At 41.3% G+C, this 25,270-nt stretch carries 22 protein-coding genes; 8 read left to right on the forward strand and 14 right to left on the reverse strand.

Annotation, left to right across the window (positions count from 1 at the left end; all coding sequences use genetic code 11):
- The first annotated feature begins 443 nt into the window (after positions 1–443).
- Positions 444–869 carry a universal stress protein gene (locus ACEYW6_RS16215; RefSeq protein ID WP_190897114.1) on the forward strand — a complete coding sequence of 142 codons (426 nt, stop codon included), beginning with the start codon at positions 444–446 and terminating at the stop codon, positions 867–869.
- A gap of 186 nt (positions 870–1,055) precedes the next feature.
- Here ACEYW6_RS16215 and ACEYW6_RS16220 read toward each other — a convergent pair whose 3' ends face one another.
- On the reverse strand, positions 1,056–1,442 hold the full coding sequence (locus ACEYW6_RS16220; RefSeq protein WP_190897116.1) for a hypothetical protein: 387 nt from the start codon (positions 1,440–1,442) through the stop codon (positions 1,056–1,058).
- A gap of 140 nt (positions 1,443–1,582) precedes the next feature.
- Between ACEYW6_RS16220 and hslO the strand changes: the two genes are divergently transcribed.
- Positions 1,583–2,488: an Hsp33 family molecular chaperone HslO gene (hslO, locus tag ACEYW6_RS16225; RefSeq protein ID WP_412980514.1), complete on the forward strand. Its 906-nt coding sequence runs from the start codon at positions 1,583–1,585 to the stop codon at positions 2,486–2,488.
- Positions 2,489–2,642: 154 nt separating this feature from the next.
- Complete coding sequence (locus ACEYW6_RS16230; protein ID WP_412980515.1) at positions 2,643–4,730, forward strand: chromosome segregation ATPase; 2,088 nt, start codon at positions 2,643–2,645, stop codon at positions 4,728–4,730.
- A gap of 273 nt (positions 4,731–5,003) precedes the next feature.
- Here ACEYW6_RS16230 and ACEYW6_RS16235 read toward each other — a convergent pair whose 3' ends face one another.
- From ACEYW6_RS16235 to ACEYW6_RS16285, 11 genes are all read right to left on the reverse strand, one after another.
- Entirely contained in the window at positions 5,004–5,882 is an 879-nt protein-coding gene (locus ACEYW6_RS16235; RefSeq protein ID WP_190897122.1) for an NAD(P)-dependent oxidoreductase, read from the reverse strand.
- Between the two features lie 392 nt (positions 5,883–6,274).
- On the reverse strand, positions 6,275–7,558 hold the full coding sequence (locus tag ACEYW6_RS16240; RefSeq protein ID WP_412980516.1) for a class I SAM-dependent methyltransferase: 1,284 nt from the start codon (positions 7,556–7,558) through the stop codon (positions 6,275–6,277).
- A gap of 139 nt (positions 7,559–7,697) precedes the next feature.
- Entirely contained in the window at positions 7,698–8,087 is a 390-nt protein-coding gene (locus tag ACEYW6_RS16245; protein ID WP_412980517.1) for a VOC family protein, read from the reverse strand.
- Between the two features lie 251 nt (positions 8,088–8,338).
- Positions 8,339–8,875 (reverse strand): GAF domain-containing protein, encoded by a 537-nt coding sequence (locus tag ACEYW6_RS16250; RefSeq protein WP_412980518.1) that lies wholly within the window; start codon positions 8,873–8,875, stop codon positions 8,339–8,341.
- 538 nt (positions 8,876–9,413) lie between these two features.
- A complete protein-coding gene (locus ACEYW6_RS16255) occupies positions 9,414–11,204 on the reverse strand; it encodes an Eco57I restriction-modification methylase domain-containing protein (protein WP_412980519.1) in 1,791 nt (596 codons plus the stop codon).
- A gap of 21 nt (positions 11,205–11,225) precedes the next feature.
- Positions 11,226–12,878, reverse strand: coding sequence for a DNA methyltransferase (locus ACEYW6_RS16260; protein WP_412980520.1), 1,653 nt, complete (start codon positions 12,876–12,878; stop codon positions 11,226–11,228).
- Positions 12,879–13,173: 295 nt separating this feature from the next.
- Positions 13,174–13,386 carry a hypothetical protein gene (locus tag ACEYW6_RS16265; protein WP_412980521.1) on the reverse strand — a complete coding sequence of 71 codons (213 nt, stop codon included), beginning with the start codon at positions 13,384–13,386 and terminating at the stop codon, positions 13,174–13,176.
- 322 nt (positions 13,387–13,708) lie between these two features.
- Positions 13,709–14,269, reverse strand: a complete 561-nt coding sequence (locus ACEYW6_RS16270) for a Uma2 family endonuclease (protein ID WP_412980522.1) — start codon at positions 14,267–14,269, stop codon at positions 13,709–13,711.
- A gap of 128 nt (positions 14,270–14,397) precedes the next feature.
- On the reverse strand, positions 14,398–15,750 hold the full coding sequence (locus ACEYW6_RS16275; RefSeq protein ID WP_412980523.1) for a C-terminal helicase domain-containing protein: 1,353 nt from the start codon (positions 15,748–15,750) through the stop codon (positions 14,398–14,400).
- Complete coding sequence (locus ACEYW6_RS16280) at positions 15,751–17,853, reverse strand: phospholipase D-like domain-containing protein (RefSeq protein ID WP_412980524.1); 2,103 nt, start codon at positions 17,851–17,853, stop codon at positions 15,751–15,753.
- Positions 17,854–18,059: 206 nt separating this feature from the next.
- Entirely contained in the window at positions 18,060–19,244 is a 1,185-nt protein-coding gene (locus ACEYW6_RS16285; protein ID WP_012411270.1) for an NAD(P)H-quinone oxidoreductase subunit H, read from the reverse strand.
- A gap of 414 nt (positions 19,245–19,658) precedes the next feature.
- Here ACEYW6_RS16285 and rsmH point away from each other — a divergent pair, with 414 nt between their 5' ends.
- The 3 genes from rsmH to ACEYW6_RS16300 all read left to right on the forward strand — a co-directional run bounded on the left by rsmH (position 19,659) and on the right by ACEYW6_RS16300 (position 21,642).
- Positions 19,659–20,561, forward strand: coding sequence for a 16S rRNA (cytosine(1402)-N(4))-methyltransferase RsmH (gene rsmH / locus ACEYW6_RS16290; RefSeq protein ID WP_412980525.1), 903 nt, complete (start codon positions 19,659–19,661; stop codon positions 20,559–20,561).
- A gap of 75 nt (positions 20,562–20,636) precedes the next feature.
- Complete coding sequence (locus ACEYW6_RS16295; RefSeq protein WP_412980526.1) at positions 20,637–21,290, forward strand: MotA/TolQ/ExbB proton channel family protein; 654 nt, start codon at positions 20,637–20,639, stop codon at positions 21,288–21,290.
- A 145-nt stretch (positions 21,291–21,435) separates the two neighbouring features.
- Positions 21,436–21,642 carry a glycogen debranching protein gene (locus tag ACEYW6_RS16300; RefSeq protein WP_412980527.1) on the forward strand — a complete coding sequence of 69 codons (207 nt, stop codon included), beginning with the start codon at positions 21,436–21,438 and terminating at the stop codon, positions 21,640–21,642.
- Here the strand turns inward: ACEYW6_RS16300 and ACEYW6_RS16305 are convergent.
- The gene (locus ACEYW6_RS16305) at positions 21,639–21,830 is read right to left on the reverse strand and encodes a hypothetical protein (RefSeq protein WP_412980528.1); all 192 of its coding nucleotides are present in this window, start codon (positions 21,828–21,830) and stop codon (positions 21,639–21,641) included. The genes ACEYW6_RS16300 and ACEYW6_RS16305 overlap by 4 nt on opposite strands.
- Before the next feature lie 288 nt (positions 21,831–22,118).
- Here ACEYW6_RS16305 and ACEYW6_RS16310 point away from each other — a divergent pair, with 288 nt between their 5' ends.
- Complete coding sequence (locus tag ACEYW6_RS16310; protein WP_190897147.1) at positions 22,119–22,676, forward strand: methylmalonic aciduria and homocystinuria type D protein; 558 nt, start codon at positions 22,119–22,121, stop codon at positions 22,674–22,676.
- A 165-nt stretch (positions 22,677–22,841) separates the two neighbouring features.
- The gene (locus tag ACEYW6_RS16315) at positions 22,842–23,789 is read left to right on the forward strand and encodes a heme-dependent oxidative N-demethylase family protein (RefSeq protein WP_412980589.1); all 948 of its coding nucleotides are present in this window, start codon (positions 22,842–22,844) and stop codon (positions 23,787–23,789) included.
- Positions 23,790–23,840: 51 nt separating this feature from the next.
- On the opposite strand, the gene ACEYW6_RS16320 is transcribed toward ACEYW6_RS16315, so the two are convergent.
- Positions 23,841–24,857, reverse strand: coding sequence for a potassium channel family protein (locus tag ACEYW6_RS16320; protein ID WP_412980529.1), 1,017 nt, complete (start codon positions 24,855–24,857; stop codon positions 23,841–23,843).
- Positions 24,858–25,270 lie beyond the last annotated feature (413 nt).

Raw genomic sequence — 25,270 nt, forward strand, 5'->3', positions numbered from 1 at the left:
AATGCTTAATTTTTTCTAATACTGTTGGCAAAAGTCACTTGATAAATTCCAGATAAAAGTTTGGATGGCTATGTCTGGCGACAAGCTGCTACACGTCTACGCACGCTAGTTGCTACCATGCCTTAAGCCTTTTGCGGTCATCTACAAATTGGGCATTGCCCACCTAATCCACTGGCTTATTAAGCAAGGATTTACCTGTATAGTAAGCCAGCGAACAGTTCAGAGGAGGGTTACCCTCCCCAAAGAACTGGCGAAAATATTCTCTACGCAAGTGACTACAACGCACCAGCGTCAAAAGGGGTGAAACCGACCTATAGGACAGCCCCCAATATATAAACTAAGTGGGTAGCTACACTAAATTAATGGAAATTAATTTAGTGTAGCTGCCAACAAGTTTTGCTACATACTTATGTAAGGGGTCTACTCTTTAGGAGACGAGAGCGGTGCTAAAGAATATTTTGGTAGCTCTGGACGGTTCGGAAATTTCAGAACGAGTTATTCAGACTTTAGATAATTTGGCGTTGTCAAAAGATGCCAAAGTTATTCTCTGTCATGTGTTTCTTACGCCAGAGTCAGAGATGGAATTACCCGCTGATCGTCCTCAGCCAGAGTCGCCAACCTTCTCTTATTTTCATATTGAAAAACAACTGCAATCCTATCAGGAAAGCTTATCAGTCACAAGTGAGTTAGAACTGGTGACTGGCGATCCTGCCGAAGAAATTATCCGCCTTGCCAATATTTACAAAACTGACTTGATTATAATTGGCAGCCGGGGATTGATTGGGATGAAGCGAATTGTCCAGCGTTCTGTTAGCAGTCAAGTTGTGGAAGAGGCTAATTGTTCGGTATTGGTGGTAAAGCCGAATTAGAATCAGGTAAAGGCAAATGAGATCATGCCATGACTACAACACCAGCAATCACTATCAGAAATATCTGGTGATTTAAAAAGGTTTCACCTCTGACAAGACTGGAGACTAGGGACGAGGAGAATAACTAATACCCAATGCCCTGTTTGACCAATTCCCCAATCCCCAATCCCTTCACATCCAGTTAATTCAACGTCCTTGAGTTGCCAGAAACTGACGCAAGCTCAACAAACTCAAAGTTTGACCCAAATTCAAGGGCAAAAGTGAAACTCCTTCCAAGCGGGACTGTACCCAACCTTCTCCCCAGTACCATTCGTGGAACCCGTCAATGCCTCCGCTAAGTACCAAGCGGAGACAGTTTGATTTGACAACATCTACTTGATGATGAATTGGGACTGGCCCAGTCCAAGTTGTAAACTGGAATCCGGGAAGTAGTTCTTCTGGCATTCCTGGCGCAAAGCGTTGCCCTAAGAGCCATTTTTCGAGTTGTACCGGATGCAGTAGACTGTCACGAATTGCATCTGTTGGTGCTTCGATTTCGATCCGCAGTTGGCTTTGTTGAAAATTACCCAGCATTTTTCTAGGATTACCTAAAGGTGAGACATCGCTATTTCTAATATTGCAAATAGAATCACTGATTATTACTACGTCACTTTTCTACCAGCAGAGAACTTAGAATAGAAAAAGTGAACTTGTTAAGAAATGTAAGGTTATTCATGGCGGATCAGTTAATTCGTGCAACAGCATCCGAAGGTGGAATTCGTGCCGTAGGTGTGATCACCACACGTTTAACAGAAGAAGCACGGGAACGCCACAAGCTTTCCTATGTGGCAACGGCAGCACTGGGTCGGACTATGGCAGCAGGCTTGTTAATGGCTTCTAGTATGAAGCGAACTGGATCGAGGGTCAATGTCCGGGTAAAGGGTGATGGGCCTTTGGGTGGAATATTGGTAGATGCAGGCTTAGATGGCACGGTACGCGGGTATGTGGGAAATCCATCGGTGGAATTGCCTCCCAATGCCAAAGGTAAGCTAGATGTTGGTGGTGCAGTGGGTGATGGCTACCTCTACGTTGTCCGGGATATCGGTTACGGTTATCCTTACTCTAGTACGGTAGAACTAGTTTCTGGCGAAATTGGCGATGATGTAGCTCATTATCTAGTGAATTCCGAACAAACACCTTCAGCTTTAGTTTTAGGTGTGTTTGTGGGAGCAGGTGGAGTAACGGCTGCTGGAGGATTACTGATACAAGTATTGCCCAAAGCTGCCAGAGACGAAGCCCTAGTAGAAACTTTGGAATCACGGGTAGCTGGTCTAGCAGGATTTACGCCATTGTTGCAAGCTGGGAAGACTTTGACTGAAATCTTTGGTGATTTATTGGGAGACATGGGGCTGGCAATCTTTCCCGAACGACAAATATTGCGCTTCCACTGTGGTTGTTCTTTTGATCGCGTTTTGGGGGCACTGAAAATTTTGGGAGAAGCTGAACTGCAAGATATGATAATTAAAGATGATGGTGCTGAAGCAACTTGCGAATTTTGCGGCAACGTTTACCAGGCAAGTAGCGATCAGTTAGCTCAACTAATTGCCGATTTGCAAACTGAATCTACTGTTTTAGGATAAAGTATAAAATAGCACTGATTTTTTAGATTGCTAATGGTACTCTGTAGAGAGAGATAATCAAAAAAGTGGCTTTTTAATCATGAGAAAGTTACTATGTCAACAATGGAATTATCTACCTAAAACAGAGCGCGATTCAATTATTTTGGTGTGAGAGATGACAGAGCGGGATATTCCAGACAGTTGGTCTTCAGCCAGTGGAAGAGAGCCAGATCAAAACAAAAGATTATCCCGAACAGAACAATTCGGTGAAACTCAGCCATTTGATGTCCCAGCTACTGGTTCTACCTCCAAGTCAGTGAAGCGGCGAAAAAAAAACCATACGGAAGGATTACCTATAAATAGTAATTCAAAAGAAACTGCCCAACTCAGTAGTACTTTTGCAAAGTGGCCACGCTGGATGAAAAGCTGGACATTATGGCTGGTACTACTAATGTTAATTCCCGGCAGCGTGGGATTCTTGGCAATGGCAATGCTGCTGAAGTTGCCAACTGCCCCTAATTGCCCCTCGATTTTCTGGCCTCTAGCTAGTGCTTCTGTGCGGCTACACTGTGCCCAGTTGGCGGCTTCTAAGCAGACAGTGAACGACCTATTGCAAGCGATCGCTCTGGTGAAGGAACTACCAGAAAATCACCCGTTACATGGAGAAATTGATCGTTTCATCGAAGAATGGTCGCGGGATATTTTGAAGCTAGCTGATCAAAGTTTCCAAACTGGGAATTTAGAGGAAGCGATCGCTACTGCTCAAAAAATACCCGAAGATGTGGCAGCTTATAAATTAGTCGATGAGCAAATTAGCAAATGGCAGACAATTTGGTCAAAGGCAGAAGCTACATACAACGGTGCGATCGCAGAAGTAAAGGAACGGCGCTGGCAATCAGCGTTCATGTTATCCGCCAAAATGCTGCGTGTAGACAATCAATACTGGGCGGGTACTAAATACGACCAATTGAATCGTCTAATTGCCACAGCGCGGGAAGATGGCGATAAGTTAGGAAAAGCTGAAAGTTTAGCAAAAAGCCAAGTTGTTGATAATTTATTAGAAGCTATCAAGTTAGCCGAGTCCATTGGGCAAGAAAGTTACATTTATCAAAAAGCTCAGGAAGCAATTCCGGCATTTGGACGCAAAATGCTTGATTTGGCACAAGCAAAACTAGATAAGCGGGATGCAGATGAAGCGCTGAATATTGCTAGACAAATTCCAGAGATTACGAAACTACAAGGCGAAACAGATGACTTTATCGCCATAGCTGACGCGAAAAGGAGTGCTTGGATAGGCAACGTTTCTGGTTTGGAGGCAGCGATCGCTCAAGCACAACAAATTGATCCTTCCAGACCAGTGTATAACGAAGCACAGCAATTAATTGCTCGTTGGCAATTGGAAATTGAAGATGTTGCCCATCTGGAAAAAGCGAGAATATTGGCTAGTCAGGGAACAGTTAATAATTTAACAGCAGCGATCGCTCAAGTACAGCTGATTCCTGCTAGTAACCCCCGCGCCACAGAAGCTAGACAAGAAATGGGTCGCTGGCGTGCTCAAGTGGAGACAATTGAAGACCAACCTTACTTAGAACGCGCCGAACAGATAGCAATATTTGACGATATTAACTCCTTACAAGCTGCGATCGCCCAGGCTAGCGAAATTCGTAGAGGTCGGGCATTATATCCAGAAGCACGGAAAAAAATTCGTACTTGGGTAGGAAAGATTCAGCGAATTCAAGACCAACCCTATTTGGATCAGGCACAAGAATTGGCTCAGAGTGGAAATCTTACTGCCGCCATTAGCGCAGCTCAACAAATTGCCTCGTCGGGAAGGGCGCTTTCTGGGGAAGCACAAGCTGCAATAAATGACTGGGAAGGGCAAATCCGCACTAGAGAAAACTGGAGAAAAGCCCAGGAAGTTGGGGCGGCTGGCACTCCAGAAGCTTTGGTTGAAGCAATACGGCTGGCAGATCGGGTTTCAAACAATAGCATCTTACGTATGGATGCAAATCTGGCTATTGACCAGTGGAGTCAGCAATTGTTAGAAATAGCACGCTCTCAAGGTCAGTCTGATATTGCTAGAGGCATTAACATTGCCAAATCTATTCCACGCGGTAGTGCTGCTTACAGTGCAGCGCAAGAGCAAATTAGGGCTTGGCAGGAATTTCTCAATCCTCAACCGGAACCTCAGCCTCAACCGGAACTTCAGCCTCAACCTGAATCTCTACCATTTCCTCCATCAACTACTATTAATGGGCAGTAATATCCTTATAAACGATTCAGTTAAAACCTTTTGATTCAGCATTTTTAAAGGGTATATCACGGATGTCGGGGTGTAGGGAGAAACTTTCTTCAATGTGTTTTAAATCACAACATTTTTCAATTAGGGGCGCACCGTTGAGCATACGTGTCAACTTAAGCCCAAACACCTTTAAAATCTCGTTTCCAGCCAGAGACTGGAAACGAGACAATATCTAAAAGCTTGTGCTAGAGAGGCTTTTAGATTAAGTTGACAGATGTGTGTCCCTCAAAAAATTTATTCCCCGATCCCTTCTCCCCATTCTTTAATTACAGAAAATAGTGATGAGTAATCATCATCTGCAAATGACATTTTCACGGCTGTTTGCAAGATTTGCCGCACACCTTTAATACTGCTGAGATCCAAACTCCGAGATTTGGCTTCCGAGATAAATAATTCTGTATCTTTAAGCAAGTGTTTTGTGGGGAAATTGGGATCAGCATAATTGCCATCTAACATCCGTTGTAGCTTTTTGTCAAAGGTAGGTGCATAAAGTGGACTGTCGCGCAATATTTGCATAAACACATCCACGTCGACACCCTGACGCTGAATAAAAGCTAGACTCAGAGCAAAGCTAGTTGTTAGAGAAGCTATTAGTTGATTTAGTGCCAATTTTAGCGCCGCAGCAGCTCCCACTGGGCCGATAAGTAAAGGTTCTGTCCCGAAATTTTGGAGTAACTTTAAATGGCGTTGATATTGTTCTGGCTCGGCACCTACCATAACACTCAAGTTGCCAGCTTTTGCTTCGGGGATACTCCCTAATACAGGTGCTTCTAAATACTCACCACCACCAGCAACAACTGCATCTCTAATTTCCTGGCTTTCTGTGGGAGTAATTGTTCCCATTTGGATAATCGTGCGTCCTTCCAAAGTTTGCCAAGCAGTATCTGAAAGCAACACATTATAAATGGCCGGGGCATTAGTCAGCATGAGGATTACGCACTCAGCAGCACGAATGGCGTGGCGGGGATGTGTGACAATTTCAGCCCCAGCTGCTTGTAGTGGTGCTAATTTTTCTGGGGTGCGATTGTAGGCAACTAGCTGTATATCTGCGGCTAATAACCTTTGAGCCATTGGTAGTCCCATCAGTCCAGTTCCCAGAAATGCCACCTTCATTTTTCATGTTCCTTTAATACAGCGTCACCAATAGCGAGTCATCAAGCGTCATAGCCCATCGTGGACATTGCGTTTGCATTGTTTGATTCAAATTTGTTGGGAAGTAGTGATTTGAGACTTAAGATATAATCCCAAATCCCAGTTTCTCTACTCCCAGTAGAGACGCGATTAATTGCGTCTCTGGTAATCAACCACCGGCGGCAAAAGTCACCATGATTATTACTGAAAGTAAAATACCAGGGGTAAGTAGTGTTGCTAGCATTAACAGGTCATGAGTGGACATAATTATTACTTTGGTAGTGTGTTTAACTTTACAGTAATCACTGTTATGCTAGTCTAAATAAGACTAATACTGCATTCTTAAATAGAGTTTTAACTTTTCAAATTTACGTTTACTCTGGCAAAGTTAATCCTTTCAGTGGTTGAGAAATTTCTGTATTGTTCAGACCTTTGCTCTGAACTAGGACTCCAAAGCCGCCTAACCCTGTGGGATCTAGAAGTTGGTGTAGTGCATCCCGCCGCTGTAGTAACTGTGAGAGGGGTTGCTGTTGATAAGAAAGGGCAGCAATACGTTCGTCGTTCGCGTAACGTCTCGTAGAGAAGACGCGGCTTAACCGTTCGCCTAACCCCAATGCCATCAAAAATAATCCCTGCTGGATAAAACCAATATTCTTTAAATTGCACTTCTCACCCCAGCGTTCCAAAGCTGTAAAGTCAACATGGGCAGTGATATCTTGTCGCCCAATATTGATATAAGGGTTGTCATGGAAACGGTGCTGATAATAGCACTGTAGCGTTCCCTGCGATCGCCTGGGATTGTAGTAACGACTGGCGGGGTAGCCATAATCAATTGTTAACACATAACCGCGCTGCAAGCGGTCTGCTACTATACTCAACCAGTCTAGAGCAGCTAAATTAATTTCACTACGGTAGCTATCTGGATATACACTTTGGGTTAAATCGATTCCTACTAAATCCAAATGTTCAGCTAGTTGGGGCGTTGAAGGTTCCCCTGTCACTTCTAAAAATGCAAAATTTGACCTCTCACCCAACCCCTCCCCTATGAGGGGAGGGGAGAAGGACTCACACTTGCCTTCTTGAGGGGTTAAGTTTTGTGGTGTTGTAACATAAATTTCTCGGAGTTCTCCCGCTTCTAAAGTGAATTGATGGACGGGGAACGCATCTACTAACTCGTTAGAAAAAAAGCAACCTACGATCGCATTTGGTGGTATCTCCTCTAAATTGCACCAACGCACAGGGAAATCTTGCAAGCGTTGCTGCTGTTCTTGTCTTAAAGTTGGCGACTTTTCAACAATGATGTACTCCAGCGCCGCAAAAAAATCTGGGTAGTTTAGCTGATAATATTTGAGGATATGCAAAGCCAGCAATCCTTGACCTGCTCCCATTTCTACTAGAGAAAACGGTACAGGTTTTCCTAGAATCTCCCACATTTGCAAAAATTGTTCTGCGAGTAACTCGCCAAAGTCAGAACAGAGGTTGGGAGAAGTAAAAAAATCACTATCTTTAAAGCCTATTTTGACTGCATCGCTGGAATAGTAGCCATATTCAGGGTGGTATAATGCCATGTCCATGAATTGGGCAAAAGTAATTCGTTGTTGGGGACTAGTGGTAATATGATTTGCGATCGCTGCACACAATGCTGGATTGGAATCCATAGGAAAGTCAAGAGTTAAGAGTCATGAATTCAATTTAACTTCTAAGTCTTCAACAGACAGTTTAAGCAGTGACTTTCTCTATATTGACTGAATCACAAGCATAAGAAAGCTATCTTGACTAAATTCATTTGTAAGAATTTCAGCCACTTACCAACGACACCAGCACACCATTGGGATCGCGGACACGAGCAATTGTTTGTCCCCCAGGCTGGGTTTTCGGGGCATCTAGTGTTTTTGCGCCTGCTCCGATCGCTCTCATGTAAGCGCTACCAACATCAGGAGTGATAAATGATATCTGGATTAATGGGGGTGGTTGTGTGGGATCGTTGGGATGGAAACCACCAGGAAATAATTTCTGTGCTTCGCTACTAGAGGAGAAAGCTAGTGTAGTACTGCCGGTTTCGATTTCAGCCCAGATAGATTGTCCTTTATCCTGGAGAGTGCGACGAACTAGACCAAAAGCTTTTTCGTAAAACTCAACTGTTTTAACTACATCGTCTACCCAGATGACCGTGTAACCAAATTTCATAATTCTTTCTCCTTATCTAGAAAAAATTGAGGGTTTGAAACCCACGGAGGCGGGTAAAGCCTTGTGTAGAAGCGGTTTCTAATCGCCCTTTTAACTACTACTTATTTTTAAAACTCCTCTCCAAACCTCTCCCCGAAACGGAGAGAGGCTTTGATTATTGCTCCCCTTCCCTTGTAGGGAAGGGGTTGGGGGTTAGGTCTGAGAGAAAGTTGCACACGGCGTGAATTACGAATTACGAATTACGAATTATTTTAGCTCTCCAGAATATTTCTATCTGTTGCTAGAGTTTGTGCCCCTGTTTGCATCATTTCTATATCTGATGGCGACCAATCATGAGGCCCTTGACAGTGATGTGCTACTAGCAATCCCCATAATCCTCTGGGGATGACGATTGGTGCAACCAAGTTGGCACGAACCTGCATATTGCGGAGAAAATCTCGGTGACAAGGCTGGATTGGCTCTAATTCAATATCAGCGATCGCCTTTACCCGTCCTGCTAAGTATAAAGCAGCATACTGATCATTAAAACATTCATCTGGGCCAGTGGAACCAAGTATTGAAAATTCTTTAGAACTCAAAGATTCAAAAGTCACTTGTCCTTCCCACTGATTGTAAAAATAATACAACACCACCCGATCAACCTGAAGCAATTCTCTGAGTTGATTGGTTGTTTGCCGGACTAACTCATCGCGCTGAATTGATTTAACAAGGCGGTCGAGCAATTTTTGCAAACCCTGTTCACGGCGATCGCGGCTATGGTTAAATTCGGAGTGAGGATGAATTTGCACAGTTCTAAAATTACGACTAGGTAAATGCTGCCGGATTTATATAGTAATTTATTAGACTTTATGTAAATGCATTGTTCTATTTATAGCAGCAATTCCATTTTAACGAAACATAATACTATTCAACCTCCACGGGGAATTTTAAATAAATTATTAAGAAACTACAATTTTTAATTCGCACCAAAGATAATTCAAAATTATAAATTTAGTATTAAGAATTTTGGAAATTTACAAATAATATGTTTTGTCTTTCCCTAGCTTGAGGCAATAAATATACTTCAAACTCTAATGTAACAATTTAGTTTGTATTCCTCGTTACAGATATTAGAGGATGTTTGAAAAATATTTTTCAGGGTAGCAAAACGTTTTAGATCCCCCTAAATCCCCCTTAAAAAGGGGGACTTTGATTCTGGTTCCCCCCTTTTTAATGGGGGTTAGGGGGGATCAATAAGTGCAAAAATACAGAAAATTACTTTTCAAACAACCTCTTAGTCATACTGATAGTATTCTTTGTTTCCATACTCTGCATGAGAACGAGAGACTAACAAGAGACTAATTCTGAGTTTCCAAACATTGGGGCAAAGTTACGATAAGCTGACAATGCTGCTTCTTTAACGGTTGCATTCACAATCGGAAAGGTAGTGAGGATGTAGCTAAATTCATCTTCAGTTAAACCGTAAAGATGTGCTACCATTCCATCGAGTTCTGCGCGGAGTTTGGCGCGTTCTGTTTCGTCGGTAACGCCTTGTTGATGAGAAGCTAGACCGACTTCTTGCGCGAGTTCGTCAAATTCTGGTGTGGTGCAAATGAGTTTGGCGGCGCGTTGTACAATATCGTTGAAGCTGCGATCGTTTTTTGTTAGGCGTGGGACTGGTAGCTGGTAGACATAAAACATATTGCAATGCGCCGTTACTTTTTGGCGAATTATAAAATCGCAAGCAAAGCTATTTAAAACAGACACAACAAATAGTAATTCGTCTTGCTTTGTGAATTGCTGTGACACTATTAGTGTATTACCTGCAAAGATATTAGGCGGGATAATTCCTGCAATCATTGTGCGATTATCTGTATTTCGCGCCACATCCCTAAAACTTAGACGATAACTTTGATAATCTACTTTTTGACCGTTATCATTTTCATTGCGTTTTAATAAAGCTTTCCTTCCTTCCTGTTCCCCTACCCAATATCTCGGTTCAGCATATAGATGAGTGAACTGATGAATCATCTTACCTTCATATAATGGTAATCTTCCTTTAACAGGCTGTTGCTTGAATAAATGACTATCATTTGTCATGTCAAACTCACGGGTTAAGCGCAAATTCCATTTACCTTCAATCTTTTCACCCAGTAAGGGGAACTTAAGCATTTTGTCAGCTATGCGGATATCAACCTCATTCTTAAACTCCATTACAGAAAGGGAATCAGGTGAAAGTTTACGAACCATGTCAATGGTAATCTGCAAGCTATTATCACTAGGAAAACTTTGGAGTTCCTGCACATCCAAACGCATAAAAGCAGATGGAAAATCAGTTGTTTTACTACCTTTAACAAAAGTAAGAACAACTATTTTAAAACTGCGATGAACACCTTCAAAGATTTCCTTACGATTCTCAAGACAGAATAACCCAGTAACTTTAGTTTGACTAAACAACATTTCCCGCAATTGCTTAGTCCCCAAATCGGTGTAAATCCCGCTAGGAATCACAATTCCGCACTCACCGCCTAAACGTAAAAGATTAAAACACTGTTCTGTAAACAGCTTATAGAGATTAATATCTGTACCTGCTTTTTTACCATTCACAATAGAAATCTGATTTTTATACTGTTCAGATGAACGGTAATAAGCACTGACATAAGGATATTGACTTTGATATTCTAACCAAGCACTTGCAATTATTGGATTTTGTAATAGTTTATTCTGCTCTTTCTCAAAATCCTTAATATCCATCTTGTTCTTAGTCACCAGTTCATTATGCTGTGCAAAGAACTCTTTTGCCTGTGGCTTAAATATTTCCCATGGCGGATTAGTAATAATCGCATCAAAACCGCCGCGTTCTAAAACCTCGTTAAAATGATAACCCCAGTGAAACGGCTTCAAAGCTGCAATATCCTCAACCTTCAAAACCCGCTTCTGTGATTTTCCAGTTAACTGAACTTCCTCATACTTGATACCCAAACGCTTACTAAACTCATCCAACAGCAAAAGATTTAACTTTTCTTGCGATTGTTTATTGAGTTGTTCAATATTTTTCCGGAGGTGTATCAATCGAGTATCTTGAGGTGTATCTGTATCTGGTAAAGCTTTCGGTAAAAAAGCGTGTTTTTTGTACAACTCAACAGATTTATTCTTTTCTTATAGAATTTTCTTATAATTATCTGCGGCTAAAGACTGTAATAGATTTCCTTGTAGTGAATTACCCACTGCATCAAAAGCAGTATCATCAACTTTAATTAAACCAATCAGCGAATTACCCGCCATAATATTAAAATCAATATTAGGCAAAGGCTCTAACTCTTCCACATCATTAGCAGAAGAAACCAACGCTAAGAAAAGACGCAGTTTAGCAATTTCCGTTGCTTCCTCCATGATGTCTATACCATAGAGGTTATCTGAAACAATCCGCTTTTTGATAAAATAAGGTAGTGATGGATGAAAATTTTCTATCTCTTCAAGCTTATTTTTGAGAGTGTCATCATCCATCAATTTAATTGTCCCGAATACCGCGCTGTAAACTTGAATTAGCGTCTTCATCGCCGCAACAAGGAAAGCACCAGAACCGCAAGCTGGGTCAAGAATTGATAAATTAGGAAGAATATCATCCATTAGTAGACGACAAACATTTGTATCCAGTTTGATAAGAAGTTCGTTAATATCCTCAAATGGCTTATACTGATCAGACAGCGCATTATTTACGCGGTCTACAATTAACTTGTGGATAGTTCTATCGCAGAGATATTCTGTAATCTGCGGTCTAGTATAATAGGCTCCAAAAGCTTTTTGATTAATGTATTTCTCAAAAATATATCCCAAGACATCAGGATTTATCTCATCGTCTTTTCCTTCCGGCGTATCATCTAGATTCCAAGAATAACGACCAAATAAATCTAGAACTTGCTCAAACGCTTCATCAACAATAGAAATCTGATATTTCTCTTCAATATGATGCTTGAGAAATAATCCACCATTCAGGTATTTAACCTTTCCTACCAATTCTTGTACAGATAAATCGCGTTCAATTTCAGGTTTAGCAAAGCTTTCAAAAAACAAAGCCTTGAGAAATTCACCATAAAAATGATCTTCACCTTTTTGTTTGCTTTGCTCAAGCTTATTTTGCAGATAATTTAAATCTTTATTATCAATAAAACCCTTACGCTGGAGAAAATAGACAAACATCAGGCGATTGAGAATTACCGATGTATACCAACGTCTATCTATCTCATTATCAATTCCTTTCACAAACAGCAAAAACTTTTGGTGTTGCTCTTGAAATTCCTTGTAAAACTTCTTAGTTACTGGCTCAACATCAAAACCGCGTTGTAGTTTATAAGCAATTTCGACAACAGTCGGTTCCCCATGCTCTAATTCAGTAATATCAATGACTAAAGAACCAAGCTTGCTTAAAAATAAGTCTCCTGGTTGACCCTTCACATATAAATGGTCACGAACAGAGGTTTTACTTCCTTCTCTTTTCACCCAATACCAAAGACTGCGTGTGCGTTCTTCGGTAATAAAAATTAGGAGATTTTCAGCTATCAGCTTATTAATTTCTTTGTAAATCTCATCTCTAACCTTAGCCTCTGGTATTTTCCCATCTGCTGCGGTGACTTCAAAGATTGCAACACCCGAAAGTTCAGCAATCTTCTGGTATTGATATTTCTTGTTGTCAATTCTTAAAGTTACAGGTTTTTGTCTTGAGGGTTGCGACCAACCTAATTCCTCAATAAACAAATCACTAAATTGGAAGTTATAGAGTAAATCGCGTGTTCGTTGAAAATTAAGCGACATAATTTCCCATGCTTTAAGAATAAAAAAAGAGCATGGGAAATTTGCCACTCAGAAAATAAATCTGTGGCTCTAAAAATTAAGTCCGCGCTGGCGGACTTTAAGAAACCCTATTTATAGGAGTTAAATTTTAACCATGCTTTTGATACTTTATAAATCCTTTATGCTTGGTTAAGCTTCAGAGATACTACGGAAAGTTATTGAGTTATCTAAACGCCGACTTATTTATATGCAAGTGAGATTTTTAATCGTCAAGTATATTTGCTGATTACTTTATCAAAATGCTTAATTACTTTCTTCAAATACCTAATTGCTTTCTCAAAATACTTAAATGCTTTCTCAAAATGCCTAATTGCTTACTCAAAATGCTTAAATGCTTTCTCATTTCGGTAAATTTAGCAAGCAAAAAGAGATATTGCTTACTCAAAATGCTTAAATGCTTTCTCATTTCGGTAGATTTAGCAAGCAAAAGGAGATATTGCTTTCTCAAAAGGCTTAAATGCTTTCTCATTTCGGTGTTTTCCGCAATATAACAAAGACGCGATGAATCGCCGTCTCTACAAAGGGCTAACTATTGTAGAGACGGCGATTCATCGCGTCTCTTGCCATTGGGTGTAAGCGTAGGTTGAGGAGTAAAAGTAATTCGCAGCTACACAAGCAAAGTCCATAGAGGAATGGCACTAAGAAAAGATACAGCCCTTGAGGATTTACTTAACTGGTTGGAAGCAAATCAAACAGTGCATTAAACGTAGGTTGGGTTGCGCTCCGCTCCACCCAACAAATATCAGGATGTTGGGTTACGCAAAGCCTCCACCCAACCTACAATTTTTTTGCTATTTAACCTTTAACCAACTAAATATATCTGCTGGCGTAATTTGCCAATCTGCTAATTCATCAAGAACAGTCAATTTATCATTATTATATTTTACTTCTGGCAATTTATTAGGTTGAAATACCATCACAGATTTATCATTAGAGTCAATAAACCAACCTAATTTTGTCCCATGATTAATGCAGAAAATAATTTTATCAATCACCCGGTTAGGAAATTGGTCAGGTGAGAGAATTTCAATTATCCAATCTGGATAAGTTTCAAATTTATTGGCAATTTCCCCATCTTCATCAACAATAAGCCGTGACCACTCAAATACAGCAATATCTGGAACTAAAGAACGTCCTCCAAATGTGCAGCGTAATTCAGTTAATGCTAAAGCCTTTTGCTCAGGCTCGCTTACCTGATTAATCTCGGTTGATAAACGAGTTTGGATTCTGCTATGTTTTCCCTGCGGCATTGGTTTTTGGTAGATTTTTTCATCAATATATTCACTAGCTGGTTTGGTTTCTGGTAATTGCAGAAACTCTGTTAAAGAAAGATTAGATGATAATATAACCATAAAAATTACTCCTAAAATAGTTAAATTATAACTTTAAATATAACAAAGACGCGATGAATCGCCGTCTCTACAAAAAGCTAATTATTGTAGAGACGGCGATTTATCGCGTCTATTGCCTTAATGAGAAATTACGAATTATTAAATAACCCCAGCGAACAAATAATCTGAGGTTCTCGTTTTTCCAGTTCCTCCGTCACAATACACAAACGGTCATCCATTCGTAACGCCACAACTAACTCAGCTAACTGATGATTATTAATACCACTTCTCAGTTGGCGGTTAAGAGTATCAATAGCTGACTGTCGCAAAGGATAACGATAAATCTCATCAATTGCTTTTAAAAGTTCTTCACTAACAAAAAGTGTTCCTTTCATTTCTTGAACATAACCCTTCAGCCGTTCATAAGTGCGGAACCTTGCACCTGATGGTCGCCCTAATTGACCACCTCCATTTTTCTCATCTTCAGCAATCAACTCAGAACCCTTTTGTACTAACTCGTGATGCTGTTTATCTCTGGGTATTGCTGGGGTAGATTCTTCACACGCCGCTACCCGAAGAACTGCTAATTGTGATTGAGTAACGCTATTTCCATCGCGGTCAACATAAATCAACGAATCATTTCCCTCAGTGGTTTTCATATAAAGCAATACTCCCTCTGGTTGCACAGGTTGCGGAGTATGGACGCGGGTAGAATAAACTACATTTTGCATTTCTTCAATGGTTTTTTTCAAACCTGGATTATTATCGGTGGCTTTTTTCCAAACTTGAAATGCTTCTGAAGTTAAATCAACTTCTGTATCTTCTTCGCCATCTAAAACTCCAGATTTCTCGTTGTAGAGGTCGAGAATTACTCGTGCATCATCATCTTCAAAAAATGCTTCATCGGTTCCCACCACTTCCGCATTTTCTTGTAGTCGTTTGCGGAGTCGTCCCCGCAAATTAATAATGCGTTCTACTCCCTCGGCTGGTAAAAAAGAATAACAGAGAATTTTATCAGCATTTTGTCCAATGCGGTCTACCCGTCCGGCGCGTTGAATTAAACGAATAATCGCCCAAGGTAAATCCCAATTGACGATAATTGCACAATCTTGCAAATTATGACCTTCACTTAAAACATCGGTGGCGATTAAAATTCGCAACTCATCTGATGATGAAATTTGTTCACGTTTTCCATTACTCACAGGGCTAAATCTTCCCGTCATTACTGTTGGGTCTTTAGATTGACCTGTTACTCCTGCGACATTAGTAATACGACTCGACTGCAAATTCTCTGTAAGGTAGCGGACTGTATCGGCAAATTGTGTGAAAATTAGTACTTTATCCTTTGGATGAGTTTTTGTTAACAGTTTGATTAAAGCAGTAAGTTTTTCATCCTTTTGAGAATTCCACTCGCCACACTGTTGCAGCACATTAATCAGTGCTTTGGCATCTTCTAATAAATCCCGTTTCAGTTTTTTAATATCAAACAGTGTAGAACGCAATCACTTAAATCGCCTTTGATATCGCGTGGTATATTCTTGATAAATTGATTCTGCTCTTTGACGAAAAATATTTTCTTGACTTTTCACATAATCTGGAAAACCTCTCTCCTGCAAGGAGAGAGGCTTTGAATTCTCCCCCTTCCCTAGTAGGGAAGGGGGCTGGGGGGTTAGGTCAGAATCATCATCTTCCGTTTCAGTATCAAACAAAGCTGCTGCTACAGAATCAGCATCTTCATCATTATTACTTGTATCTAATAACTCAGCTTCCTGAGTTCCAATGGGAATATCAAGCCCATTTTCTAGGGCATATAAATAAATGAAGTTCCGTAATATATGACGTTCAATTGATTGAATAAAAGCAACACCACTACTTTCTAAACGTTTAAATAAATTAGTGCGCGAAAAACCCATTAACCTCCTACCGCCACGGAATAAGCTATTAAGAAAGCGTTGTTCGGTGTCTGTAGGTGGCTGTTTGTGTTTAGCAATAACGTAATTTCCTAGCCCATAACGAGGTAAATTAAGTTGATTAATTACTTCTACTACTAGCTCAGAGTAAAGCCGAGAATAAAAGTCAGTGTCAGAACCTTCTAAAGGAAACTTGAGACTGCGAGGTAGACGCTGGGGAAAATAAGAACGTCTCCCATCAGCAAATTCTAAATATTTCCGTCCGGTTTCATCTGTGTGGGCATAATTATCTTTAATAAAAGAACGAGTGCGTCGCACCATGTAACGCTTCATCAATTCTCGCCAGTCATCAGGGTGTTCGCTTTTCTCAAAAGCAGCTAAAGAACGGACAGAACATTGATGCTTTCTAATAAACTCTAATTCTCCTATCGAACTGCCGCCAAGTTCATTAATTAAAGCTTCTGGTCTTAACCCCAAATCTTGGTCTTCTGGCACAAATAGCCGCAGTTGGGCAGAAAGGTCAAGATAACTTTTATTGTATGGAGTAGCAGATAATAAAATACATTTACTTTCGTTAGTAGCAATATATTCTGTAATTGCTCGATAACGTTTGCCTTCGCGGTTCCGTAAATTATGACTTTCATCAATTAACACAACGCGGTAACGGCGGAGTTTTGGTAACTTATTTTGTACTTGACTAATTGGCATCACTTCGGCAAGTAGGCGATAGTTATTTACATATTCTTGCCACATTGAAACCAAGTTTTTCGGGCAAATAATTAGTGTTTCTAAAAAACAATCTTCTTGTAATATCTTGGCTAAGGCGGTTCCAACTAAAGTTTTACCCAAACCGACAACATCGCCCACTAATACGCCACCACGCCTAGTGACATGACGGGCTGCTAGCTGTACGGCAGCTTTTTGGAAATCAAATAAATTATTAAATTCGCGGGGGATACGGAATTCTGAAAGTCCTGCGATCGCTTCATGGGATAAGTGGTAAGCTATCTTGAGGTAGATGTAGTAAGGTGAAACTAGCTCTTTCCTAGCCCAGCTTTGGTCAATAATTTCCGCCAATTCTTGGGAAATATCTACACAACCGTAATCTTGCCAGCGATCGCTAAACCACTTTTGCAGTTTATTACACGCATCGTGGTCTAAAATATCAACATTCAACTCCCCTTGTTTTGCCAGTCCAGGAAGGGTTAAATTACTACTACCCAAGAATCCCACAGTTGGAGCGTTGGGGTCATTACGATATACAAGATATAACTTGGCGTGGAGAGAATGACGAAGAAACAGTTTAATAATTACTTTCTGACTTTTTAGCTGATAACTTAACCGCCGCAACCCCGCTTCATCCTCATTAGTCGGCGCACCAATAGTCAACTGCTGACGAAATTCCGCCGCCATGCGTTTTTTAAACCGCACAATGCTACTGTTATCAATCCGTCCATCACCACTACTCAGGGAAAATGCCGCATGAACTTCATCACTGGGTAAGCTTTGCATCCCAATTAGCAAACGACAGCAAGCATTTTCACTACCAACATACTGTTCGATTAAATCATCAATTCTTCGCCAACCTCTGAGATTGAAATAGCCAACGCAAAAATCTGCCCGATAAGAGACTTTGAGGGTTTCTCGTAAAATCGGTAGTAGTTGTAAATCAATGTTGTCAAATATCCGGGGCATTATTTAAAACTCTATTAATCAAGATTTTGTACATCTGTTATATGAGTAAAAAATTTTTCTAGCCAGATTAGAGACGCGATAAATCGCCGTCTGTACAATAATCAATCCTTTGTAGAGACGGCGATTTATCGCGTCTCCTGCTTTAACCCAAAAAAAGAGCAGTTGCATAATACAACTGCTCTAAAAAATGTTTAGATAGATATTTTCTACCTATCCACAGACCCCATGATTACGTCAACACTGCCGAGAATAACCACAATATCTGCAACCTTCATGCCGCGCAGTAAATGTGGAACAATCTGGAGGTTGTTGAAATCTGCGGCGCGAATCTTCCACCGTGCAGGGAAGACGTTATCATCGCCAACCAAATAAATTCCCAATTCACCTTTACCACTTTCTACACGGGCGTAGATTTCACCCTTGGGAATCTTGAAAGTAGGGGAAACTTTTTTACCGATGAATTGGTAATCAAATGCGTCCCACTCGGATTTTTTACCTGCGGCTAAACGCTTCGCTTCCAGATTTTCGTAAGGGCCGCCAGGAAGTCCTTTAATTGCTTGGCGAATAATCTTCACAGATTCGCGCATTTCCCGCATCCGCACTACGTAACGGGCAAAGCAATCACCGGCGGTTTCCCACTGCACATCCCAGTCGAAATCGTCGTAGCATTCGTAATGGTCAACTTTCCGCAAATCCCATTGCACACCAGAAGCGCGTAACATTGGGCCAGAAAGTCCCCAGTTAATTGCTTCTTCACGGGTGATAGTCCCAATACCCTCAACGCGTCGCCGGAAAATGGGGTTATCAGTTACTAAGCGTTCGTACTCATCAACTTTAGGTAATAAGTAGTCGCAGAATTCCAGACACTTATCTACCCAACCGTAAGGTAAATCCGCTGCTACTCCACCAACACGGAAGTAGTTATTATTCACCATCCGATAACCTGTGGCAGCTTCCCACAAATCATAAATCATCTCCCGTTCCCGGAACTGGTAGAAGAAGGGAGTTTGAGCGCCTACGTCAGCTAAAAAGGGGCCAAACCATAGCAAGTGGTTAGCGATGCGGTTCAACTCCAGCATGATGACGCGGATGTAGCTTGCACGTTTGGGGACAGCGACACCTGCAAGTTTTTCTGGGGCGTTGACAGTGACGGCTTCGTTGAACATTCCCGCCGCGTAGTCCCAGCGACTAACGTAAGGAACGTACATTACATTAGTGCGGTTCTCGGCGATTTTTTCCATTCCCCGGTGCAAATAGCCGATAACTGGTTCACAGTCAACGACATCCTCGCCATCCAGAGTCATGATTAGCCGCAGAACCCCGTGCATTGAGGGGTGGTGTGGCCCCATGTTTAGCACCATTGGTTCAGTGCGGGTTTCTAGTCTGGTCATAGATTTCGTGTTCTCCGTTCGTGAAAATTTTGAATTGAACCGCCTAGATGCCAACCACAGCCGATTTATCTAGTCTGCCAAAATGAGGTTTGTAGGGGCAATCTATATAAATTTGACTCTACAGGGTTATGTTGGAGAGAGGATAGCAGCGAAGGTATTGTAATTGATGTTTCATTTCGTTGCACCTCTTCAATTATTATAGGGAAGCTTGATATGCAAGGGATTGAGGCACAGGTTTTTTTTCATCTAATCTCTTTTTGCATTTAAAATCCTGATGTTGGTGATTAGGAATAAGTGCTAACAGCACTTAAATCTAACCACAGAAGATGCAAAGGACACGGAGAAACAGGAGTTTAAGAGGTTTTTGGTGTAAGTCTTACCAAATAGAAACAAAAATAAAATTAAAATTTAAAGATGAAATCAGATTTACAAACACCGCTAGATTTAGAAGAACAAGAACTGGCTTTTTCTCATATTTCCGTTTTGGGTCGGGAGGTAACTGAGGGTTTGGCGGTGCGTCCAGGCGGACATTATTTAGATGTGACGGTAGGCGGTGGTGGTCACAGTCGCTTAATTTTAGAAGCTGCGGCGGATGTGCGGATAACGGCAGTTGATCAAGATGAAGAAGCTTTAGCAGCGGCGCAGAAGAATTTAGCTGAATATGGCGATCGCGTACAATTTATTTATAGCAATTTTGCTGACTACCAGTTCCCCCCTAACACTTTCGATGGTATTTTAGCCGATTTGGGGGTCAGTTCTTACCATTTAGATCAAGCAGAAAGGGGTTTTAGCTTTCGCCAAGCTGCGAGTTTGGATATGCGAATGGATCGAGGGCGATCGCTAACTGCTGCTGATGTGATTAATAATTGGGATGAGCCAGAATTAGCAGATATTTTCTTTAAGTACGGTGAAGAGAGATTATCACGGCGCATTGCTCGTCGTATTGTAGAACGACGACCGTTGCACACGACTACAGAATTAGCTGATGCGATCGCTTCTTCAGTTCCCCCGAAATACCGTTATGGGAGAATTCACCCCGCTACCCGTGTTTTTCAAGCTCTGCGAATTGTCGTCAACGATGAGTTAAAATCTCTAGAAACCTTTTTGGATAAAGCGCCAAATGCCCTTGTCCCTGGTGGCAGAATTGCGATTATCAGTTTTCACAGTTTGGAAGACCGTCCGGTGAAACACGGTTTAAGAAATTCACCTTTATTAAAGGTATTGACAAAAAAACCGATTATTGCCCAAGAAGAGGAAATTAGTAAGAATCCGCGATCGCGATCGGCCAAACTGAGGATAGCCCAAAAGTTGCTGTAACTACAATGCAGCCTTAAACTGCTCCATTTCAACGATCTGTTAACCTAGCGTTGTTGGAGAGTTAAAAAATAATAAATGGAAATTAGTAATCTGTTTACAGCAGGTGGCGTGGTCATGTGGCCTCTGCTAGCGTTCTCTTTGTTAGGAGTAGCGCTGATTATCGAACGGATCATCTTTTGGGTAAGGATAAATAATCGGCAAAACAAGGTAGTGCGAGAGGTGCTACAGCTTTATCGCCTTGATAATGTAGTTGGTGCTTTAGAAAAATTACAGAAAAATACTGATTTACCGATTGCTCGAATTTTTTTAGCAGCTTTAGAATTGGAAGAGCCGACACCAGAGGAATTTCGTTTGGCATTAGAAAGTGAAGCACAAGCCGAAATCCCTTTACTCAAGCGCTCCCAAAATATTTTTGAGACAATTATTGGTCTTGCTCCTCTGTTGGGACTTCTCGGCACTGTTTTAGGATTAATTAACTCCTTTGCCTCTCTAAATATCGGAGATGTGGGAGGTACTAAAACAACAGGTGTAACATCTGGAATTAGTGAAGCTTTAGTATCCACAGCATCAGGGTTGGTAGTGGCAATTTTTACACTTTTATTTGCAAATACCTTCCGAGGACTCTACCAGCGCCAGATTGCCTGGATTCAAGAATATGGTGGACAGTTAGAATTACTCTACCGCCGCCGCTACGAAAGAGGAAATAAATCCCATGTGCCTACCAGATGAAGCGGAACTGGTTAATGTAAATTAATAATCGGTAATTGGGATTAGTTTGCTACTTGTTACCGATTTTGCTCTGGAATTATTGACTCTAATAGTATTCTAAAATAACGAATAGGTTTTTTCGCTACAGTTCTTGAGGAAATATTTCATGATTATTTGGGTAAATGAGCAAATTGATCCATCTGGGATGATTCATGCCTGTATTGCCACTTGTAATGAATCTCAAGCCAAAGAGTGCCATGATTCCTTTCAGAATAATTTGACCGAGACGCAAAAGGCAGCAGGTTGGGTAGCACAATTGCGGACAGTGGATTCTTGGGATAAAGTGCCGGTGAATTCTTTAAAACTCAATTAATTGGGTGCTATGGAAAGTAGGCTAATAGCTCTAACTTTTTCCAAGCAGATAAGATTAGTTTGTTTTTTTTGCTCACCTTTGAGTAAAACTTCGACACGCTTTACTTCACCAGAAGCCTGTTTACTCCAGCTTTGCTGACAGTTATACCATTTTGGTTTTGACTGCAAATAGTCTGAGATGGAAGTCATTTTTTGGGATTTTGCTCAAACATATTTCAGGAGCGTAGGCGTAGCCCGCCATAGGCATCGCTTGTCTACTACCGGCTGCATTTATGCCAATGCCTACAGCGATCGCAGCAAATCCCATTAAAACAGGTTAATAAAGGATAAAGTTCGGATTAAAATTCTCAAATTATTAGTAACTACTTCCAAAAAAAGTAACATATTATATAAATTTGATGATTTTTCTGAACTTTTAAGAGGTATCATCTATACCGTAGATTAAATTAAAAAATTTGTATAAGCCGAATCAATTTAGTGAACTATCCCAAAGTTTACACTTCGGAGCAAGCCTGTCCCATTAATTTAGTTGGCGAAACAGGACAAGCGGTTCAAATTTCAATTCATGCTCCCAGTCAATATATCTGTGCCAACTGCGAACGGATATTACCAGATTGGAAACGGCAGCCATTTTTACGAGTAGTGATTGTATTACAACAATCGCGTTATCAATTAGTCGAAAAAACAGCAGAAGTAGAGTCAGAGAAAGAACGCCTGCGAGAAAAATTTATGAGATTTGGCTGTGATTTAGCATTTAATCTGCGCGATCGCGGCTATTTAACAGACCTGATCGACCCTCGTACAGGCTATCCTTTACTGTCCCATCCCGGAGCAATTCCCCACGATGACACAGCAGTTGTCAAAGCTTTGCTCAACTATCCAGTGATTAAAAATCAATGCCGTGTGTTAGTGCATCCCGATTGGGGTGCAGCAGTTTATCCTAGCATCTTGATATCAGAAGCTCCCCCAATTGTGATCGAATGGGTTACAAAAGGCATAGCATCTATACATGGGTGGAAAGAAATTGATTATTAGTCATTAGTCATTGGTTATTTCTTCCTGATCTCCCTCATTCCTTCATATATATTGGAAATGAGGAGAATAAAAACCAGCATTATATAATCTGTGTCTCTAGACAACTTGTTTCAGGAAGCTAGGACAGTCGAAGCCTCTAGTAGTGCGGCTTGCTATTTCCCTCTCATGAGTGGACGCTACGAAGTCAAGCCGGGGATGATGCCTTTTGGTTTCTGTTTTGGTAATACTCAGGCTGATCAGCAGATATTTCAAATTGATGATGATTTTACCCACTACCGTCAGATTAAACTTTTAGCCCGTGCGGAACGGTTGAACAAGTACTATCAAACCTGCAATTATTCTCAGACTGTAGCAGGTGCGATCGCTCGTTTAATAATTAATCGCCTCACCCAAGAACACCCAGATCATTTTAGCTGTCAAAAGTCAATAGATAACATCCTGAAATTTCACAGCCAACTGACCGGAGAAACTTTTTACCTAGATGCAGATTGGCAATTACAGCAAGTTCAAGGTAGTCCAGTTTTTCCAGCTTACGCCTCTACTCTTGATGCACTTGCAGCACAGGTACAAGAAGACCTGACAATTATCTGCCGATCTGCTGATGGTAAGAATTGGCTGAGTGCAGTTCATCTCTGCTATCCCAATCACTGGTCAGCTGAGGAGAAAATTGGTAGAGATTTCGCTACGATACATGCACCTGTGGCTGGTATGGAAAAAATTAATCGGCGTGCAAGTGCGATCGCTCATACAATGATTACCCACAAACCAATGGTGCGCTTTGCTTGGGGCTTGAGTACCGACACCCGCCTTAACCACCATCCCGAACCGCCGCCTGGTGTATCAGTTAGCCAATGGCAAGGTAGAAGCTTTGATTCTCAGCATCCCCAGCTTTATCTGCGAATTGAGCGACAAGTTATTTGGGGACTACCGGAGTATGAAGCAGCCCTGTTTAGTATTCGTACTTACTTTAGAGATTGTGGTGTAGTTAAAAAAGACCCAGTGTTACGGTCTAAGCTGTATGCTGCAATTCAGTCAATGACACCAGAAGCTTTAGTATACAAAGGTTTGGTAGAGAGCAAGGCTAGTATTTTGCAGTGGCTAGAGGAGGCTTAAACTATTAAATGCTATTTGCAGAGATTCGGCTGTCAATAAGGAAAAATAATATCAGCTATTTTTCGGTCGCCGTAGTTGCTTGGAATTAATCGGGCCAAGAATTTGGTTCAGGCTACGCAACTGTTCAGCTGTACCCATACCAATTAGCCGATCTCCCGACATTAGAACCGTATCGCCAGTGGGGCCACCGATTAAAGTCCCATCAAGACGGCGAATTGCCAGAACTAATGCCCCAGATTGCGATCGCAATCTCGCTTTTTGCAGACTCTGACCCACAAAGGGACAAAAAGCTGGGTCGAGTAAAAATTCTTCCATATACAACTGACGGTCTGCACCTGTCAAAATCCCGTCTACAAAGTCCAACACTTGGGGTCTGAGTGCCGCAGCAGCCATCCGCTTTCCACCAGTAATATAGGGAGAAATCACTTCATCTGCGCCACCGCGTTGTAGCTTCTGTAAAGCTTCTTCTGTACTTGCGCGGGCGATCGCCCGAATTCCTGTATTCAGAGTTTTTGCTGATAAAACAATATATAAATTTTCCGCATCTGAAGGAAGGGCTGCAACGATACAAATCGCCCGTTCAACGCCAACTTTCAGAAGTGTGTCATCTAGAGTAGCATCACCTTGATATGCTGTATAACCTTCCATCTGCGCCCTTTGTATAGATTCCATGTCTGAATCAATCACCACAAAAGGTACACCTTCTGCCCGAAATTCCTTGGCAATTTGACGACCAGTCCGGCTAAATCCACAAATGATGTAGTGTTCTGTTAGGGATTCCATTAACCGCCTCTGTTGCTGTAGCCGAATTCCTTCTTGAAAGTAGCCTTGAATAATCGCTTCTGTAAATCTGTTGACAATGTAACCGATATTCACTACACCCAACAAAATCAGGGCAATTGTAAATAACCGTCCTCGGCTACCCAGTGGATGCGTCTCACTATATCCCACAGTTGCAAGAGTGATGACAGTCATGTAAGCCGCATCTTCCCATGACCAACCCTCCACTAAGCAGTACCACAAAGTGCCAATGAAGAAAACACCGCCAAGAGCGATCGCCCCTGTCATTAACTCCTTTTGGATACGTCGATATTTTTGTTCAAGTGTTGAGAATGAGGTAACAATAATTCTTCTAGCCTAATTTTTCTAGTTTTCTGCTAACTTTTTAGCATTCGTCCTTTTTAGTATATTGAAACTAAGTAACTGGGCAAGAAGAAATCCAACTAAATTACGCAACGTAAAATTAATGAAATAGTTACGTTAAATCATCACAAAGACGCGATTAATCGTCGTCAAGACGAAAGACTGATTATTGTAGAGACGGCGATTTATCGCGTCTCTTGCCTTAACCGAACAGTATTGAGACTAAAACTACCTTATGGCTGCCCAAAACAGCCTTGGTAAAACCAGCTGAAAACACTGCCCAGTGCGTAGGCCTTGCCCGCCGCAGGCATCGCCCCAGCTATTAACTGCTCAATCAC

The organism is Nostoc sp. UIC 10607 (genome assembly GCF_047228265.1).
GTDB classification, from domain to species: Bacteria; Cyanobacteriota; Cyanobacteriia; order Cyanobacteriales; family Nostocaceae; genus Nostoc; species Nostoc foliaceum_A.